The 17,242-nt window shown below is 37.6% G+C and carries 16 protein-coding genes; 12 read left to right on the forward strand and 4 right to left on the reverse strand.

Going from position 1 to position 17,242, the window contains the following annotated elements:
- Nucleotides 1–52: 52 nt before the first annotated feature.
- A complete protein-coding gene (gene ppsA, locus ACNSN3_RS17695; RefSeq protein WP_418609216.1) occupies nt 53–2,428 on the forward strand; it encodes a phosphoenolpyruvate synthase in 2,376 nt (791 codons plus the stop codon).
- A 52-nt stretch (nt 2,429–2,480) separates the two neighbouring features.
- On the opposite strand, the gene ACNSN3_RS17700 is transcribed toward ppsA, so the two are convergent.
- A complete protein-coding gene (locus ACNSN3_RS17700) occupies nt 2,481–2,693 on the reverse strand; it encodes a PGPGW domain-containing protein (protein WP_008108725.1) in 213 nt (70 codons plus the stop codon).
- A gap of 144 nt (nt 2,694–2,837) precedes the next feature.
- Here ACNSN3_RS17700 and ACNSN3_RS17705 point away from each other — a divergent pair, with 144 nt between their 5' ends.
- Nucleotides 2,838–5,882 carry an FAD-binding and (Fe-S)-binding domain-containing protein gene (locus tag ACNSN3_RS17705; protein WP_418609219.1) on the forward strand — a complete coding sequence of 1,015 codons (3,045 nt, stop codon included), beginning with the start codon at nt 2,838–2,840 and terminating at the stop codon, nt 5,880–5,882.
- Between the two features lie 76 nt (nt 5,883–5,958).
- Here the strand turns inward: ACNSN3_RS17705 and ACNSN3_RS17710 are convergent, their stop codons facing one another.
- A complete protein-coding gene (locus ACNSN3_RS17710; RefSeq protein WP_109874994.1) occupies nt 5,959–7,158 on the reverse strand; it encodes a cation:proton antiporter in 1,200 nt (399 codons plus the stop codon).
- On the reverse strand, nt 7,158–8,369 hold the full coding sequence (locus ACNSN3_RS17715; protein WP_008108719.1) for a tyrosine-type recombinase/integrase: 1,212 nt from the start codon (nt 8,367–8,369) through the stop codon (nt 7,158–7,160). Before ACNSN3_RS17715 ends, ACNSN3_RS17710 begins: the two co-directional genes overlap by 1 nt.
- Before the next feature lie 140 nt (nt 8,370–8,509).
- On the opposite strand from ACNSN3_RS17715, the gene ACNSN3_RS17720 reads away from it, so the two are divergent.
- Nucleotides 8,510–9,073, forward strand: coding sequence for a YSC84-related protein (locus ACNSN3_RS17720; protein ID WP_008108715.1), 564 nt, complete (start codon nt 8,510–8,512; stop codon nt 9,071–9,073).
- A gap of 100 nt (nt 9,074–9,173) precedes the next feature.
- Here ACNSN3_RS17720 and ACNSN3_RS17725 read toward each other — a convergent pair whose 3' ends face one another.
- Complete coding sequence (locus ACNSN3_RS17725) at nt 9,174–9,512, reverse strand: DUF3693 domain-containing protein (RefSeq protein ID WP_418609221.1); 339 nt, start codon at nt 9,510–9,512, stop codon at nt 9,174–9,176.
- A gap of 360 nt (nt 9,513–9,872) precedes the next feature.
- On the opposite strand from ACNSN3_RS17725, the gene ACNSN3_RS17730 reads away from it, so the two are divergent.
- From ACNSN3_RS17730 to ACNSN3_RS17770, 9 genes are all read left to right on the forward strand, one after another.
- Nucleotides 9,873–11,864: a replication endonuclease gene (locus ACNSN3_RS17730; RefSeq protein ID WP_418609223.1), complete on the forward strand. Its 1,992-nt coding sequence runs from the start codon at nt 9,873–9,875 to the stop codon at nt 11,862–11,864.
- A 39-nt stretch (nt 11,865–11,903) separates the two neighbouring features.
- On the forward strand, nt 11,904–12,227 hold the full coding sequence (locus tag ACNSN3_RS17735) for a hypothetical protein (RefSeq protein ID WP_418609225.1): 324 nt from the start codon (nt 11,904–11,906) through the stop codon (nt 12,225–12,227).
- 255 nt (nt 12,228–12,482) lie between these two features.
- Nucleotides 12,483–12,617: a hypothetical protein gene (locus tag ACNSN3_RS17740; RefSeq protein WP_283957130.1), complete on the forward strand. Its 135-nt coding sequence runs from the start codon at nt 12,483–12,485 to the stop codon at nt 12,615–12,617.
- A gap of 117 nt (nt 12,618–12,734) precedes the next feature.
- Entirely contained in the window at nt 12,735–14,282 is a 1,548-nt protein-coding gene (locus ACNSN3_RS17745; RefSeq protein ID WP_418609228.1) for a hypothetical protein, read from the forward strand.
- A gap of 1 nt (nt 14,283) precedes the next feature.
- Complete coding sequence (locus tag ACNSN3_RS17750) at nt 14,284–14,601, forward strand: DUF2523 family protein (RefSeq protein WP_138596316.1); 318 nt, start codon at nt 14,284–14,286, stop codon at nt 14,599–14,601.
- Between the two features lie 2 nt (nt 14,602–14,603).
- A complete protein-coding gene (locus ACNSN3_RS17755; RefSeq protein ID WP_418609230.1) occupies nt 14,604–15,782 on the forward strand; it encodes a zonular occludens toxin domain-containing protein in 1,179 nt (392 codons plus the stop codon).
- A 79-nt stretch (nt 15,783–15,861) separates the two neighbouring features.
- Nucleotides 15,862–16,047, forward strand: coding sequence for a hypothetical protein (locus tag ACNSN3_RS17760; protein WP_418609231.1), 186 nt, complete (start codon nt 15,862–15,864; stop codon nt 16,045–16,047).
- A 191-nt stretch (nt 16,048–16,238) separates the two neighbouring features.
- Nucleotides 16,239–16,655 carry a hypothetical protein gene (locus ACNSN3_RS17765; protein ID WP_055012696.1) on the forward strand — a complete coding sequence of 139 codons (417 nt, stop codon included), beginning with the start codon at nt 16,239–16,241 and terminating at the stop codon, nt 16,653–16,655.
- Complete coding sequence (locus ACNSN3_RS17770) at nt 16,656–17,063, forward strand: hypothetical protein (RefSeq protein WP_418609233.1); 408 nt, start codon at nt 16,656–16,658, stop codon at nt 17,061–17,063. It abuts the gene before it with no gap.
- Nucleotides 17,064–17,242 lie beyond the last annotated feature (179 nt).

The following is a 17,242-nucleotide window of genomic DNA, read 5'->3' on the forward strand; positions in this document are numbered from 1 at the left end:
CTTTCTTAACTCTCACAGTTAGTACTACAATTTGTTTTTTGGAGAAAGATCCGTGCAAGAATACGTTCTCTGGTATCAAGAGCTTGGTATGCAAGATGTTCCTCGAGTTGGTGGTAAAAATGCCTCACTTGGTGAAATGATTTCAAACTTAGCTAACGCAGGTGTGCAAGTCCCAGGTGGTTTTGCTACTACCTCAGACGCTTTTAACGAGTTTTTAGAACAATCAGGACTCAACGCAAAAATTCACGACATTTTAGATACTCTTGATGTTGATGATGTAAACACACTCGCCAAAGTCGGCGCCGATATCCGTCAGTGGATTATCGATACCCCATTCCAACCTAGTCTAGATAAAGCAATCCGCGATGCATACAGCCAACTTCATGGTGACGCTTCTGCAGATGTTTCATTTGCTGTTCGTTCATCAGCTACTGCTGAAGATATGCCAGACGCCTCGTTTGCAGGCCAACAAGAAACGTTCTTAAACGTTGTTGGTATTGATTCTGTAATGACTGCTATTAAACACGTATTCGCTTCGTTATTTAACGACCGCGCTATTTCTTATCGTGTTCACCAAGGCTACGATCATCGTGGTGTAGCGTTATCAGCGGGTATTCAACGCATGGTACGCTCTGATAAATCAGCATCAGGTGTAATGTTCAGTATTGATACTGAATCGGGCTTTGAAGATGTAGTGTTTATCACATCAAGCTATGGCTTGGGTGAAATGGTTGTACAGGGTGCGGTTAACCCAGATGAGTTTTATGTTCATAAACCAACGCTACTTAAAAACAAGCCAGCTGTAGTACGTCGTAACATTGGCTCTAAAGCCATTCAAATGATTTACTCTCAAGACAAAGCTCATGGCAAACAAGTAGAAATTGTTGACGTAGACTCAGCACTTTCAAACAAATTTTCGATTACAGATGAAGAAGTGCAAGATCTTGCCAAACAAGCTGTAATCATTGAAAAGCATTACGGTCGTCCAATGGACATCGAATGGGCAAAAGATGGTAACGATGGCAAACTATATATAGTTCAAGCGCGTCCAGAAACTGTTCGTTCAAACGAAGACACAAACGTAATGGAACGCTTCCAACTAAATGGCAGCAGCAATGTTGTTGTTGAAGGCCGTGCAATTGGTCATAAAATTGGTAGTGGTGTTGTACGTGTACTTGATTCAATCAAAGAGATGGACCAAGTACAAGTAGGTGACATTTTAGTTACCGACATGACAGACCCTGATTGGGAACCTATTATGAAACGCGCGGCTGCGATTGTTACAAATCGTGGTGGTCGTACATGTCATGCTGCAATCATTGCACGTGAGTTAGGTATTCCAGCCGTTGTTGGTTGTGGTAATGCAACAGACTTAATTAAAGCAGGTCAAGAAGTTACTGTATCATGTGCCGAAGGCGATACAGGTTTCATCTACGAAGGTATTTTAGACTTTGAAGTACTTACTTCACGTGTTGACGAAATGCCTGAACTTCCAATGAAAGTAATGATGAACGTTGGTAATCCAGATCGCGCATTCGATTTTGCACGTTTACCACATTCAGGTGTAGGCCTTGCGCGCGTTGAGTTTATCATCAACCGTATGATTGGCGTTCACCCTAAAGCGTTATTAAATTTTGATGCACAAACAGATTCATTAAAAGCAGAAATCACAGACATGATTGCCGGTTACGAATCACCTGTTGAATTCTACATCGGTAAACTAGTTGAAGGTATTTCTACCTTAGGTTGTGCGTTTGCACCAGAGCGTGTAATTGTTCGTATGTCTGATTTTAAATCAAACGAATATGCTAACTTAGTGGGCGGCCAGCAATACGAGCCAGAAGAAGAAAACCCAATGATTGGTTTCCGTGGCGCTGCACGTTATATCTCTGAAGACTTCCGTGATTGTTTTGCACTTGAGTGTGAAGCTATAAAACGCGTAAGAAACAGCATGGATATGACCAACATCGAAATCATGATCCCATTCGTACGTACCCTTGAAGAAGGTAAACGCGTTATTGAATTACTTGAAGAACATGGCCTTAAACGTGGCGAAAATGGTCTTAAAGTAATCATGATGTGTGAGCTTCCGTCAAATGCATTAATGGCTGAAGAATTTTTAGAATACTTCGATGGTTTCTCTATCGGTTCTAACGATTTAACACAGTTAACGCTTGGTCTTGATCGCGACTCAGGTTTAATTGCTCACCTATTTGATGAGCGTGACCCTGCAATCAAAAAGCTACTTTCTATGGCTATTAAAACAGCCAAAGAAAAAGGTAAATATGTAGGTATTTGTGGTCAAGGTCCTTCAGATCATGAAGACTTTGCAGCATGGTTAGTAGAGCAGGGCATTGACTCTGTTTCGCTAAACCCAGATACAGTACTAGAAACATGGTTATACTTAGCAGATAAACTTGCTAAGTAAGTTACCTCGTTAAAAAATGCCAGCAACTGCTGGCATTTTTTATGACTAAAAATTAATTTTTTGCTAATTTTTTATCTAAATAGGCACATGAACGAGTCAGTGCTTTTTGACACCAAGTTAAATACCCTCTTGCTTTAGGGTAATACATAGAAAAGCAGAATAAGCCTGCAATAAAAAATATTAACGATGGCCCTGGCACCACAGCAAACAATAATCCGAGTAAAATAAACAGTGTTCCGCTGATCTGCATTAGTAGTTTTTTCATATAAACCTCATAGTAGGCGTTTAACTTGATTATAATTGCAGCTGCTCATATATCGATAAAAAGAGTGTTACAAACTGTAAAATCTTCAATTTCTATTAGCCATCGCCATGATATAATTACACAAATGCATTAATAAGCGCCGCCATGATAGCAACTATTACACAACAAGATGCCGCGACCGAGCTTGTCGCAAATTATTTAAATACTATAAAAAATCAAGGGTTTACTGGAGATACAGACGCAAGTTATGCAACCAGACTCACAGCATCAACCGATAACAGTATTTACCAGCAGCTTCCGCAAGGTGTTATTTTTCCTAAAAGCGAAAAAGACATTCAAGTTGCTCTGCAAATAGCATCGCAAGACCCTTTTTTATCGTTAACTTTTGGTCCTCGCGGTGGCGGCACAGGAACAAATGGTCAATCTTTAACGCCCGGTATTGTGGTTGATTTATCACGTTATATGCGTGAAATCCTCGAGATAAATGTTGAAGAAGGTTGGGTACGAGTTCAAACCGGTGTGATAAAAGATCAACTTAACGACTTTTTAAAACCGTATGGATTTTTCTTTTCACCCGATTTATCTACTAGTAACCGCGCCACTATTGGCGGCATGATCAGTACTGATGCATCGGGGCAAGGCTCCTTAGTTTATGGCAAAACCAGCGACCATGTTTTAGGGCTAACCACCTATTTAGTTGATGGCACTGCAATGTCTACCAGTCCAATAGACATTGAAAAAGCAAAAATAATTGCCGATCAGGAATCCTTAATTGGCAAACTCTACAAAACAGTATTAGACATATCACTTAATGAACGCGACGCTATATTAGCCAAATTTCCACGGTTAAATAGATTTTTAACCGGTTATGACCTAGAGCATGTGCTAAGTGAAGACTTACAAACTTTTGATATGAGCCGCTTAATAACCGGATCAGAAGGCTCTTTAGGCATAGTTACTGAAGCAAAATTAAACCTAACACCTATCGCAGAATTTAAAACCCTCATAAATATAAAATATGACAGTTTTGATTCTGCGCTTCGCCATTCACCATTTTTAGTTGATGCCCGCGCAACTTCAGTTGAAACCGTTGACAGCAAAGTATTAAATCTTGCCCGCGAAGATATTATTTGGCATTCAGTATCGGACTTAATAACCGACGTTGCTAATAAAGATATGCAAGGACTCAACATGGTTGAGTTTAATGCCGTATCACCAGAAGACATAAAAGACAAAGTAGACACATTATGTAAATTATTAGATGAGTGTGTAGCTAATCAAACTAATGGTGTTATTGGCTATCAGTTAACCAGCGATAAAAGCGATATATTAAAAATTTATGCAATGCGTAAAAAATCAGTAGGTTTACTCGGTAATGTAAAAGGCAGCCAAAAACCTCTCGCGTTTGCAGAAGACACCGCCGTTCCACCAGAGAATTTAGCCGATTATATTGTTGAATTTAGAGCGCTACTTGATAGATATAATTTACAGTACGGTATGTTTGGTCATGTTGATGCTGGCGTTTTACATGTTAGGCCGGCACTGGATATGTGCGACCCTGAACAAGAAAAATTACTGCGCACTATTTCAGATGAAGTAGTAAAACTCACCGCAAAATACGGTGGTTTGATGTGGGGCGAGCACGGTAAAGGTTACAGAAGTGAATACGGTCCTGAATTTTTTGGTGAGCATTTATTTACGCAATTACGAAAAATAAAATCGGCGTTTGATCCAAATAATAAAATCAACCCCGGAAAAATATGTACCCCGCTTGAAAGTGAAGACTCACTAGTTAGCGTTGATGGGCAAAAGCGCTCTTACTTCGACAAGCAAATATCTATTGATGTTAAGACCAGTTTCAACAATGCAATGACCTGTAATGGTAACGGCTTATGTTTTAATTATGATGAAAACTCTCCAATGTGCCCGTCGTATAAAGTAACTGGCGATCGCCGTAATTCGCCAAAAGGTCGAGCAGGGCTAATGCGTGAATGGTTACGTCTTCAAGAGTCAAAAGATGTTAATTTACTTGAGGTAGAAAAAGAACTTAACAAAGGTGAAGTAATTACTTGGTGGGAGCGCTTTGTTCATAGCAGAGAGAAAAAACAAGGCGTTTACGATTTTTCACATGAAGTAAAAACCTCAATGGATGAATGTTTAGCGTGTAAAGCGTGTACTACGGCTTGCCCAATAAAAGTAGATGTGCCAACTTTCCGTGCCCGTTTTTTAAATTATTATCACAGTTATTATGCCCGCCCACTCAAAGATTACTTAGTGGGTAATATAGAAAACAGTGCACCGTTAATGGCAAAATTTGCTAGGGTTATTAATCCAATTGTAAAAACATCATTAGTTAGTGGCCTCATTAAAAAAACGGTAGGCTATGTTGATACCCCTCAGCTAAGTATTCCTGCACTCAACAAACGTGTAAACAAAGCGCAAAAATTTAATTTAGAATTACTTAAAAAACTAAGTACCGATGAGCAAAATGATTATGTACTCATTGTTCAAGACCCATTCACCAGCTTTTACGAAGCAGAATTGGTTGAGAGTTTTATTACACTAATTACTCAGCTTGGAAAAAAACCAATGCTGTTACCCTTTAAACCCAATGGCAAACCTCAGCACGTGAAAGGTTTTTTGCATGAATTTAAGCTAACGGCAAAAAATGCTGCAGAGTTTTTAAATCAGCTTAATGATATTAATGCACCGCTAGTTGGTTTAGATGCGTCGTTAGTGATGTGTTATCGCGATGAATATAATACAATTTTAGAAAATAACCGTGGCGATTTTAATGTGCAACTTGCGCATGAATGGTTAGAAACACAATCGTTCAGTGCTTTAGAAGCTAAACAAATAAATACTGAATTTACCTTATTAAGTCACTGTACCGAAACGACTGCATTACCAAAAGCCGCAAGTGTGTGGAAAAATATTTTTGATCAGCTTGGTTTAACATTAAACACCACAAGTACTGGGTGTTGTGGTATGGCCGGCACTTATGGTCATGAAGCACAAAACCAAGCAAACTCCAAAGCACTTTATGAAATGAGTTGGAAACCTATCGTTGATAAAAATAAACCTGAACAACTTTTATCAACCGGCTTTTCATGTCGTAGCCAAGTAAAACGTTATGAAAAATTTAAGCCTAAGCATCCAATAGAGTTACTGGCAAAAGTACTTAGTTAATAATTTAACTAAGTAAGCTGTAAAATAAAAAGGCGCAACTTATTATTAAGTTACGCCTTTTTATTTTTGTTTATATTTATTTAGTTTTTTTAGCAAAACTGTCTGCAATCGGTTTTGTACTAATACCATGAATAAATACACTAAATAAAATTGTGGTCATAGCAATGGTCGCAATTTGAAATTTATTTTCTATTTGTGTATCAATAACCATTAAAGTAAAAACAATCGAAGCCAATCCTCGTGGCCCAAACCAAGCAAACGTTAAACGCTCTTTTATTTTTAATGACGTAAATTGCAATGACAACATAACAGGAATTATTCTGATCAGTGTTGTACTAAGTAGCGCATAAATTATTATTTCAGTATTTAATTTCGGGATCACTAAATAAGCACAAACAAAACCGAATAAACACCAAATCATTAAAGAGGAAAAGTCAGCTATATGCTCTGAGTCTTCAATCAGCTCTTTGTTTATTTTGGTGCTCGCGTATTTATCAAATAAAAGCCCCGCTACAAATACGGCAATAAATCCACTGCCATGAAAATATTGCGTAAGTGAAAATACAGCCATAGCAAAACCCAATAGTAAAAACGGGCTAGTGTTTTGGGCAAAGTAATGACGCTTCATTGCAAAGTTTAAACACGGAATAAAAACAGCAATACTTGCAAATGCAATTAATAATGCAACTCCCAACTCTCTACCAAATACACTTAACGTTTGTGTTGCAGTAATTGCAGATTCAGGATTTTTTGCGAGCAGAATAAATATTAAAAATATAGGCACACATAAGCCATCGTTTAAACCGCTTTCTGTATTAATACCTTCGCGTATTTTTTCAGGCACTTTTGTATTGCTTAATAATCCCTTACTTAACGCCGCATCGGTTGGGGTTAATATAATTGCGATAAGTGCTGCTTGAATTAATGAAAGCTCAGCAAATAAAAATAACGCGGTTACAATCCCGAGTAATAAAGTTAATGGTAAGGCAACAAATAAAAGTAAACTAGGATATTGAAAACTATGCCTTAATACTCCTAATTTTGACTTTGCTGCATCGGTAAATAAAAAGATACTGAGCGTTAATTCTATAAAGGGTAGTAAAAACCGTAAGCCATTTTTAAAATTTTCACTTTCGTTTGGAGCTATCAATGCTAGCAGCATCCCCCCTATAACAAAAAACATCGGCCCGGTAATTTCTGTTTTTTCTAATTGGCGTAGTGTTATAGAATAAATTAAAAATAATGCACCAATAAAAGCAATAATTAAGTATTCCATTAAATCTTCCTTTTTATTCCAGATTTTGCCCGTTCTTTAATATTTGTTTGAATATATATTTGATCGGTTGTGGCTATTTTTGCGTGACCTAAATCTTCAGATAAATGCTTTAAAGGTCGAGTTTGTGCATCATGTGTTGCACCGGTATGTCGAAGCCAATGTGCAGTGGCCGCCTCTAATTGTTCCGCGTCATCTTTAAAGCCATCATCAAGTAATGACTGCTGAGCAATATCAAAACTTTGTTGTACTAAACGACGAATTTGTCTTACTGTCATACCACCTTGGCCACGAATTTTATGCACTAACGGGTCGGATTCGTCAACACGGGGCAGGGCAGGTAAACCACGGTATAACCGGTAGCGTTTTAAATACTCAAGAAAATCATCACTTAAAGTTACATCTCGTAATTTATTACCCTTACCCATTATACGTAAAAACCAAAAGCCATCGTTATCTTGCCAAAAATGAGACATAACAGGTGACCATTGTGGACGCTCTGATAATTCTGATATACGTAAATATAATCCTTTTAAACAGGCGAGGGTAAAAAGGTTTCTTTCATACTCTGGTTTTTGTTCACACAGATCACGTGTTACACCAAATACGTATTCCCATTGAATATCGCTCAATGTATCGGGAATTTGAATCTGCGATTGCACTACTAAATAAGGGCTATTTTTTTTAACTACAGGTACAAAGTTAGCGAAGGTTTTTTCTTCTAAAATAGCGAACTTGTAAAATACATTAAGTGCAGTAAACATTGCGGATAATGTTTGCTGACTCGCAATAGATTCTTTTTGCATAAAAGGGCGCCAATTTTGGTTTAACCTACGTACTCCTTGCTCATCTTTATAGCGCCACTGCACCGAAGTTGATGCCCACTTTTTATCCGGCTCGACCATAAAATCAACATACGCCTCAATATCTTCACGCTTTAAATCGAATACTGATTTTTCAGCTATAAGCCATGACCACAAATAAAATCGTTCTAATTCATTGCGAAAACGACTATAAGTTGCTTCTGATTTTCGGCCATAAACATATAAAAACTGGTATAAAAAGTTAAGGTCGGCCTTTGATTCAGTTACAGTCAAGCTGACTTGCTGTATAAAAGAGGCTAGTTCTGGATATTCTGATTGGAGTGTATTATCTTCAAGGTGAGCTATTTGATAACGTAATTGTTTTAATGTATCGACCAGAGCAACAAGCATAATAGTAAAATATATAAGAAAATAATAGAGTTATAGATTAACCTTAAAGTCCGATACTGTCTAGTATTGGACTTAGTGAAATTTTGATATTTATGCTAAATGCAGATTTATTAACCATATACCTTATTAAAGGAAAAATCATGAAAAAATTACTTCTGTTGAGCATGTTAGTTATTAGCGTTTTATTAACCGGTTGCGCTACTACAGGCAGTGCTTCTCCTGGAGAAAAACGTGCTTTAGTACAAAGTATGAAATCGAATACATTAACTGCTCTATACGAAAAAAAACCAGATGTTAAAACTCAAATTGCAAACTCTGCCGGTTATGCTGTATTTGATAATGCCAATGTAAACGTTATTTTAGCCAGTTTTGGTGGTGGGTACGGTGTAGTAAAAAATAACCTAACCGGAAAATCTACCTATATGAATATGGGCGAAGCTGGTTTAGGCTTAGGTTTAGGTGTTAAAGATTTCAATATTGTGATGGTTTTTCACGATCAAGCAGCGTTAAATAGATTTATTAAACATGGTTGGGCGTTCGGTGGTAATGCCGATGCTGCTGCAAAATACCAAGATAAAGGTGGCGCTTTAGTTGCCGAAGCTATTGCTGACCAAGTTACTGTTTACTCTTTAACCGAAAGTGGCCTTGCACTACAAGCCGTTTTAAAAGGCACTAAATTTTGGGTAGATTCTGAGCTAAACTAAGCTATCAAAACCCTATCATAAGTGGGCTAGTTTTATGGATTACGCCCACTTTAATTTAATTCAATCAATTTAACATAACGTAATTTATGGGCTATCGCTATTACGCAAATGCGTCCTCAGTTGGAGCATTCGCCAGTCCTGCAACTAGTGTTAGCGCTACACATGCTGCACTAATCTTTTTTACAATATCAGACCAGATTTTACCTTCTTCCTTAGACTTTGATTTTTCTATAGCAAGTTTAAGTAGTGCTTCTTTTTGATCCATACCAACCGTGTTAGCCATAAAGATGCATTGATTCGCTGTTAAATGACGCTTACCTTGCTTGATTTGAGTTAGGTTCCCTGAGTTAAACTCAGTAAAATCTGAAACAACTTGTTTATCTTGAGTATAACCTTTAAAAATTTTATATTTTTCAATTAGTTCGTAACTAAAGTTCATGGTGTTCTCCTCACTTTTCTAATTATAACTTTAAATCTTGTTAAATAAAAAGTTTGCATTTGCCAAAGATGACAATTACACTTCGACAAATTGTCATCTTTGACAAATGATATTTTAACAGGGAAATACGGATATGAGTTCCACTAAAAACACACTAAATCCATTACTAGTTCAAATTTCATATTTTTTTGTTCTAGTTTTTCAATTTACGTTTTTATTATCTGGCTTACTTTCCATTGCATACCAAGAGTATGATATAGCATTTGATTTTTTATCTTATTCTTTATTCCCTGTTATTTTTATAATTTTAAACTTCATTTTAGTCCGCACTCCTATCTATAAAAAAGTAAAGGCTATCCAATGAACGTACTATCTAACGCCCAATACGCTCAAGTTTTCCCGCTAAATACAGCAATGAATTTAACGGCAAATTTACGACCTTCATGCACTGCAAAAGACATTTTTGCAAACCTTTCTAAGCCAATGAAAGAACGTTTTTTCGACTTTGAATCATGGCGAAATCGTATTTTTGAACGTCACTCTAACCTCGCACATATGCTTAGCACCGGTTACTTTTTGGCTGAAAAATTCAACAATTTAGCTGAAGCAAACAAGCGTTTAAAGTCTGCTGATACCGTCTTAACCCTTGGGAATTTTAAACACGGTCATATTAATTTATCATGTTCAGACGATGAATTATGCGAAATTGCAGAGCAAAAAGCCCGTTATTGTGAGCTGAAAATAAGTAAAAATGGCCACACATTATCAGTATTTAACATCCTGGTTAAATACTTAAATTCCTTTGATATTCAAGAGCCTGAACTAGTTGCACCGTATTGCACACACTTTGCAGCAGACTCTTTAACAGGTATTTTAAACCGCTTTGCTGACCCAATTTTCTGGCGTCGTAAGTTACGTAAAATCCAAGCGTTTACTATCGAACAGCTAGCCCGTGATTTGAGACTCGTACATAAAAAAGCAAGTGCTTATGTGTCACAACCAACCATCCAGAACCGCCGAGAACGTAAGCGCAAATCAGCTGAAATAATGTCTGATTTATTTGTTGTTCCAAACGATGCAAACCCGTTTGATGAGTTCGAAACACTGCAATCAATTATTGAACGTTCACACACATCTGGTAAACAACAAGCGGCTGAATTAATGGTTCGCATTCGTGGCTTTGAAGAACTAGCAGACATGCATGGCCATCGCGGTGAGTTCTACACATTATCAGCACCAAGTCGATTTCATGCTGTTCACCATACAGGTCGACCAAATAATAAATACGATGGTTCAACACCTCAAGATGCACAAGAATATTTTAATGGCATTTGGAAACGTGCCCGCGCCCTATTCTCAAAACAAAATTTACGCCCTTATGGGTTTCGCGTTGTTGAACCGCATCATGACGGTTGCCCACACTGGCACATGCTTTTATTCATGGAAAAAGGTGATGCTATACAAGTTCGCTCAATCCTTAAAAAGCTTTGTACCGAAGATACACCAACCGAATTTAGAACAAGCACCACTCGCTTTAAGGCCATTACGATTAATAAAAGTAAAGGCTCTGCTGCTGGTTACATTGCTAAATATATTACTAAAGCCGTGACTGGTGACAGCATAGACAAAGTAATTTGCTCGCAAGCGGGTGAAATGAAAATACTTCCAGCCGATGCGGCAGAACGTGCATCTACTTGGGCAAGCACTTTTGATATTAGACGTTTTCAGCAAATTGGTGGACCATCAGTCACCCTTTGGCGTGAACTTAGACGATTAGGCCAAGGTGATACTGGCAAATGTGAGGTTGCAAACGCAATGAATACAACACTAGACACAGTTTCAAAATACGCACTTGAAAAGGTACGCCAAGCTGCTGATTCATCAGATTGGAAAGCATTTTGCCTTGCAATGGGTGGCGTACAAGTTAAACGCAAAGACCAAACTTTACGCATTCACTACCAATTGCCCGATATTGTTGACCGTATTACTGGCGAGGTTAGCCGCAGTGAATCTAAATCACCCTACTTTGCCACTAAATATGGCGACCAACCAGCTAACCGAATTTTAGGCGTTGCTTGGGATGCTGTTGTAGTAATTACTCGACGCGGTACCACCCAGATACTCACTGAAAAAGATATTAAATCACAACGTAAAATCATGTGCGGTGTGTCTGAACAAATACAAGGTTGGCACGATGACGGCCGCTTATTCGCACCTAGTGATGAAGACATGCAGTTTCTTGAGGCGTGCGTTCTTGAGGATTATCAAAACATGTGCTTATTCATGGATTACGAAGCTTTGGCTGGCAACATTTCGAGCGACGAAGTCGCGAGCTTGGACTTGTGTCATTAACTGTAACTATTAATAAAACTAAACCCTATTGGAGAAATTATGAATATTGAAGGCGCTATTACAGACCTAGTAAAAGTTAATCGTACAGATGATAAAGGTGCTCCCCTGCCTACAACTGGCGAATTTAAACTTCATACAAAAAACCCAGCTCAAATTTTATCTGTAAAGGTATCTGCTGACCAATTTAACGATGGTACTTATCAGCAATTGGAGAATTTGCAATCTGACCCTAACGGCTGGGGCTTAAAGCCAGTATTGCTCAATATTGAATATTACGAAGGTGCTAACGTAGCACGTCAAATGGATTGGAAAGGTTTCCGCTTACATAGCTTACCTATAGAAACAAAGCAGGTTAAAAGCTAGTTATGCAATGTATTTATTTGAATGCTGACGGCACATTAACCGCTACAAGTGAAACACTTGAACAATGTTCTGGTTACGTTCTTGTACCCTCACATGAAGCGGCTTCATATGTTGAAAGCATTCAGATAACGGCTCTGGATATTGCAGGGTCATTCACTTGGGGCTTCGGCTTCATAATATTTTTTGGCTTCTTATCCTATAAAGCAAAGGTTGCCAAAAAGGTTATTAAATTACTTTAAAATTAAGGAAATTATCATGGCTGATATATTCGCAGCAGTAGATTTAACAACAGTAGCAGCATTCGTTACAGGTGCAATGGTTATCGTTGTTGGTGTAGCAATGGCGTTTAAAGGTGGCATCTTAGGTAAACGTGCTATTAAAGCGGTTTAATTTAAGGAGTTAATTATGGGCGGCTTAATCGTCGCCCTTATCCTCACTATTATAGCGATGATAGGGGCTTTAGCTGGTTTTATAGTTTGTCGAAATTTCGGTTGGGGATAACTGCCAATGAAAATTTTAATATACACACTGGCGCTTATTAGCGCTTTTTTTGTTTCTTCGGCACCTGATATGAGTGATTTAAAACCTCCAAAAATGGAAGACAAAGATTTATTCCAATACTCATGTCGCATTAATAAAACCGATTGCCCGCGACTCGAAGCTCCACAAGGCTCCGATTCTCAGGCCTTAGAAGTTTTAGCAGATACTTTTTTATCTTCTTTATCTAGTGGTTTTGTCGAGGGTTGTGTTGCGAACAACATTGTTTCTACAGGTGGTAAAAATTATAATATAAATGCTGTTTGTACATTTGGTAATGAACAAGGCACTCCTCAAGAATGGACAGCTACCCAAAATAGCACAATATCAGTTTCTTTTATTGGTTCAAATTCAATACCTGTATGTCCTCCTAATTCTTATCCTAATTACAATATATTAGTAACATCTGATTCTGGACAAAAAATGTGTGCAAAAGAATTTATTCCAGAGCCAGAACCCTGTTCAGAATTTGGCAATAATTCATTTTTACCTAACAAATCAGGCGTTGGTCAAGCTGGTGAAAATGCTTGTTATACCAATCCAACTACAGGTCAGCAATGCCAATTCAAACAAGGTCACGATAATTTCATCGCTACTGGTAAATCATGTGATGGTGATGAAAATGACTACGGTGACAAACCAACACCAGAACCTACTCCTGATGGTGGTGACGACAATTGTTATAACTACGGTTCTCAAGGCCAAGTCCTCATTTGTGATGTTGATCCAAATGAGGGGTGCAACGCAATAGTTGTTAGCGGCCAACAACAATATCAATGCCCAGCTGGTTGCGGTTCTATGGATGGTGTTTATTTCTGTACATATGACGATAAAGACGGTGATGGTAAACCTGATGATAAAAACCAAAATGGTGTACCTGATAAAGATGAAACTTGCGAAAATGGTCGTTGTAAACCTAATACACCTGATAATGAAAACCCAAACCCAACTCCCGAAAATCCAGATATGACTTCTACAAATAACCGTCTAGATAATATATCAGGCGAGTTAAGTTTTATTGGTGGCAAAATTAACAAAACAAATCAAACACTAGACGGTATTAACTCAGGTATTCAGGGTATTAAGCAAGGTCAAGATAAATCAAATGGTTTACTTACTGGTGTAGAAAAAAATACAAAACTAACTGCTGATAACACTGATGTTATTGCGGGTAATACAAAAGGTATTTTAGATTCAATTTCTGAAACTGATATAGGCGATTCATTCAACCCTGAGGGCTCTTCTAGCTTTTACGAATCATCTTATGAAAACGGTTGGCAGGGAGTTTGGGACGAAAAAAGCGACTTAATCGGACAGACAGGTTTGTTTGTTTTTTTAAAACAATTTCGCCTTACCTCTGGCGGTTCTGCACCAGAAATGAATATTTGTTTTGATGTACTCGTTAATTTGGGCTGTAAAACTTTAGATCCAAATTGGGAGCGCTTAATGCCATTTTTAAGAATTTGTATATTTATAACTGCCGCTTTTGTTTGTCGAAGAATTATATTTGGAGGTTAATATGTTGGATTGGTTAGCAACAACGTGGAACGAATTTAAGCAGTTCCTTTGGAGTATCGTTTTATCTGTTCATGAAATTTACAAAGATTTATTTACGTGGATTTTTGAGCAGATATTAGACCTTTCACACTTAGCGTTGACTGGTATGGACTCATACTTTGATACCTTAGATATAACTTCTTACCTATCAGGTATCCCCTCTGGTTTGCAGTGGTTTATGTCTTCTATCGGTGTTCCTCAAGCACTTACTATGATTATGACCGCTGTAACTATTCGCATATTACTGCAACTTATACCATTCACTAGACTAGGGAGCTAATTATGATAAACGGAATACAAGGTAAACCAGGGGGAGGAAAAAGTTATGAAGCTGTTGTTACTCATATCATACCCACAGTCACAAAAGATAAACGCAAAGTAGTAACAAACTTACCCTTAAACGTTGATAAGTTTTGCGATGTATACGGTGAATATTGCAGAGACTTAATTGAAATAGTAGACGGTGAATTTCATAATTATGGCGGAGAGCGTCCATTTTCAAAGAAAGACCACTACTTACAATATGAAAATTGGCAAAACGAACAAGGCCAAAAAGTTTACTTTTTTATAGATGAGTGCCACTTGGCCATGCCCAGTACCGGCACAGAAAAAGAACTAACTGAGTTTTTTAGTATGCACCGTCATTATGGTTTTGACATTATGCTAATTACTCAGAACTTTAGGAAAGTAAATCGAGATATAAGGGATATGATACAAATGTCATATCGCTGTATAAAAAAATCACATATGGGTCAAGATGATAAATATATCTTAAAAGTTCATGATGGCGTAGGTACTACAAACTCATCAGTTTTTAGAACTGACGAACGGGTATATGAAAGCCGTTATTTTCCATTTTATACCAGCCATACTAAGAACAATAAATCTGTTCAGGAAGCCATAACCAAAGACATTAAAAAATGGTATAACCACTGGAGTATCTGGGGCGCAGTAATCACAGTTCCCTTAGGTATATTTATAATAATTGGCGCTCTTTCAGGAGGTGAAAGTCTTGAAGAAAAAGCAAAAAAAACAAAGGAACTACAGGCAGCTGTTACAACTTCTTCACCTGCTAACGCTCAAGAACCAGCGCCTAACACTCTTTCACACTCACAAATTCCAATAAACAAAAGCGCTACTGCTCCAAAAGAAGTGCCTAAACCTGAAGAACGTGAACCAGAAAAACAAAAGCACCCATTTTATAAAGTTGCGCTTCATATTGCTGGTTGGGGAGAATATACCGAACTAGGCAAGTTAACTAAAAACTATTATCTAAGCGCCAGCCAAAATGGACAGCACATATTTAATTTATCACTTAGGGACTTAATGCTTGCAGGCTACTCAGTAGTTGTTAGGTCTAGCTGTATGATTGAAATTAAATATAATTCTTATCATGATTTTTTAACATGCGATTCTCCAACAGTGGAAGTATTCGATGAAAGTAATGAATTGACAGAGTAGTGAGGAGGGACCCGCTCGCGGGAGGTGTCCTTGCTACACAGTCAATTCCATACATAACAACCCCGTCACTGGTGACACTATGACTAGAAATCAAAAGTACGAACAAAAGCAAAAAGGCAAAGGGTTAAAAAAAGTAACCCTTTGGATACCTGATAACTCAGAAATTGAGATAAAGCAGATGGTAGATTTTTTAATTGATAATCCAGACCATATACCTTTTATGGCTCGCAGTATTACAACTGGCCGTATGAAAAAGGCTGTTTAATACACCGATGGCTTTAGCCATGTAGACCGCACACAAATTTTAATTTAGCATTACCGTAAATCGGTCGTAACTAAGCGAAGCGCAACCCCTGCCCTTAGTTACTCGATACCGCGCTTGCGCCCCTGATAAACCTATTCGGAGTTAAATAATGATTAACCATTGTGATTTTTTTAAAAGGAGTAAAAATCACAATGTTTAAATCAGAATTTCATAAACAGTTTCTTTCTTTATTTGGCTATGATTATGCAAAAGGTGCCAAAGAACTGGGCGTAAGTGAAAGGCAAGTAAGGCGCTATGTGAAATCAGGTAAAGCCAGTCTCCCAGTGGAAAAACTAACAGCTATTATTTATCGAGGTTATTTACCTGCTACTGGAGCATGGGCAGACTGTAAAATTTCTGTAGATGATCATACAATGAGTACACCTTGGGGCGAAGTTAAACCCTCTGATGTTCAGCTCGTTCATCGTTATAAATGGTCTGCTAGAAAATCAGAGTCCATGTACAAAACCCTCAAGGAAAATCATAAAACACAGGATAATTATTTATCTGACTTACAAGACCAATTACTTAATATTATTGGTGAAATATCTGAAAGGACAGGAAGCTAAATGGAATTAAACTATTTAAAACTATACTTCTCACTTACTCTTGCTGGTTTAACAATTTGGGGAGTCGATGAAGCCGTTGATTTATATAAAATAAAACTTGTTGCTGATGCTGCAAGTTCAGCTATGAAGCAATCTAGGTTAGAGGCTAAAAGTGCAGCAATTAGAGCCCAAACTCAAGCTTTGAAAGAAAAAAACCGAAATCAAATTATCAGTAGGCAAAACGCCCAAAGAGAAGCAGTGATAAGGAATGCCCAGAGAACTAACAATGAAATTTGTTCATTCTGGAGAGGTGAATATAATTCTTCACGTACCGAAACCAACAAAGTCATGATGGATGGTGCATGTGAGAGAGCTTCAAATCCGCCAGATATGTCTACTAGAACTCTTAATCTTAAAGGTAACAACTAGGTCAAACTGTCACATTTGACAGCAAATCTAAACTACTAATAAAAAAGGGCTTTTCGCCCTTTTCTTATATATTACGTACCGTAATTTATGGGACTTAAGCTTTGCAATTATAATTTAATTATTACGTGTTACAATAAGACTGATTACTGAACTTTCAATTATAAGTCGATCAAACTAAT

Origin of the sequence: Pseudoalteromonas sp. US3C1004 (genome assembly GCF_048401065.1) — a bacterium.
In the GTDB taxonomy this organism is placed as follows: Bacteria; Pseudomonadota; Gammaproteobacteria; order Enterobacterales; family Alteromonadaceae; genus Pseudoalteromonas; species Pseudoalteromonas undina.

Bases quoted from the DNA above. Each gene is read 5' to 3' on its own strand.
- ACNSN3_RS17700 (WP_008108725.1), bottom strand. From the start codon at position 2,693: ATGAAAAAACTACTAATGCAGATCAGCGGAACACTGTTTATTTTACTC.
- ACNSN3_RS17705 (WP_418609219.1), top strand. From the start codon at position 2,838: ATGATAGCAACTATTACACAACAAGATGCCGCGACCGAGCTTGTCGCA.
- ACNSN3_RS17710 (WP_109874994.1), bottom strand. From the start codon at position 7,158: ATGGAATACTTAATTATTGCTTTTATTGGTGCATTATTTTTAATTTAT.
- ACNSN3_RS17715 (WP_008108719.1), bottom strand. From the start codon at position 8,369: ATGCTTGTTGCTCTGGTCGATACATTAAAACAATTACGTTATCAAATA.
- ACNSN3_RS17720 (WP_008108715.1), top strand. From the start codon at position 8,510: ATGAAAAAATTACTTCTGTTGAGCATGTTAGTTATTAGCGTTTTATTA.
- ACNSN3_RS17725 (WP_418609221.1), bottom strand. From the start codon at position 9,512: ATGAACTTTAGTTACGAACTAATTGAAAAATATAAAATTTTTAAAGGT.
- ACNSN3_RS17730 (WP_418609223.1), top strand. From the start codon at position 9,873: ATGAACGTACTATCTAACGCCCAATACGCTCAAGTTTTCCCGCTAAAT.
- ACNSN3_RS17735 (WP_418609225.1), top strand. From the start codon at position 11,904: ATGAATATTGAAGGCGCTATTACAGACCTAGTAAAAGTTAATCGTACA.
- ACNSN3_RS17740 (WP_283957130.1), top strand. From the start codon at position 12,483: ATGGCTGATATATTCGCAGCAGTAGATTTAACAACAGTAGCAGCATTC.
- ACNSN3_RS17745 (WP_418609228.1), top strand. From the start codon at position 12,735: ATGAAAATTTTAATATACACACTGGCGCTTATTAGCGCTTTTTTTGTT.
- ACNSN3_RS17750 (WP_138596316.1), top strand. From the start codon at position 14,284: ATGTTGGATTGGTTAGCAACAACGTGGAACGAATTTAAGCAGTTCCTT.
- ACNSN3_RS17755 (WP_418609230.1), top strand. From the start codon at position 14,604: ATGATAAACGGAATACAAGGTAAACCAGGGGGAGGAAAAAGTTATGAA.
- ACNSN3_RS17760 (WP_418609231.1), top strand. From the start codon at position 15,862: ATGACTAGAAATCAAAAGTACGAACAAAAGCAAAAAGGCAAAGGGTTA.
- ACNSN3_RS17765 (WP_055012696.1), top strand. From the start codon at position 16,239: ATGTTTAAATCAGAATTTCATAAACAGTTTCTTTCTTTATTTGGCTAT.
- ACNSN3_RS17770 (WP_418609233.1), top strand. From the start codon at position 16,656: ATGGAATTAAACTATTTAAAACTATACTTCTCACTTACTCTTGCTGGT.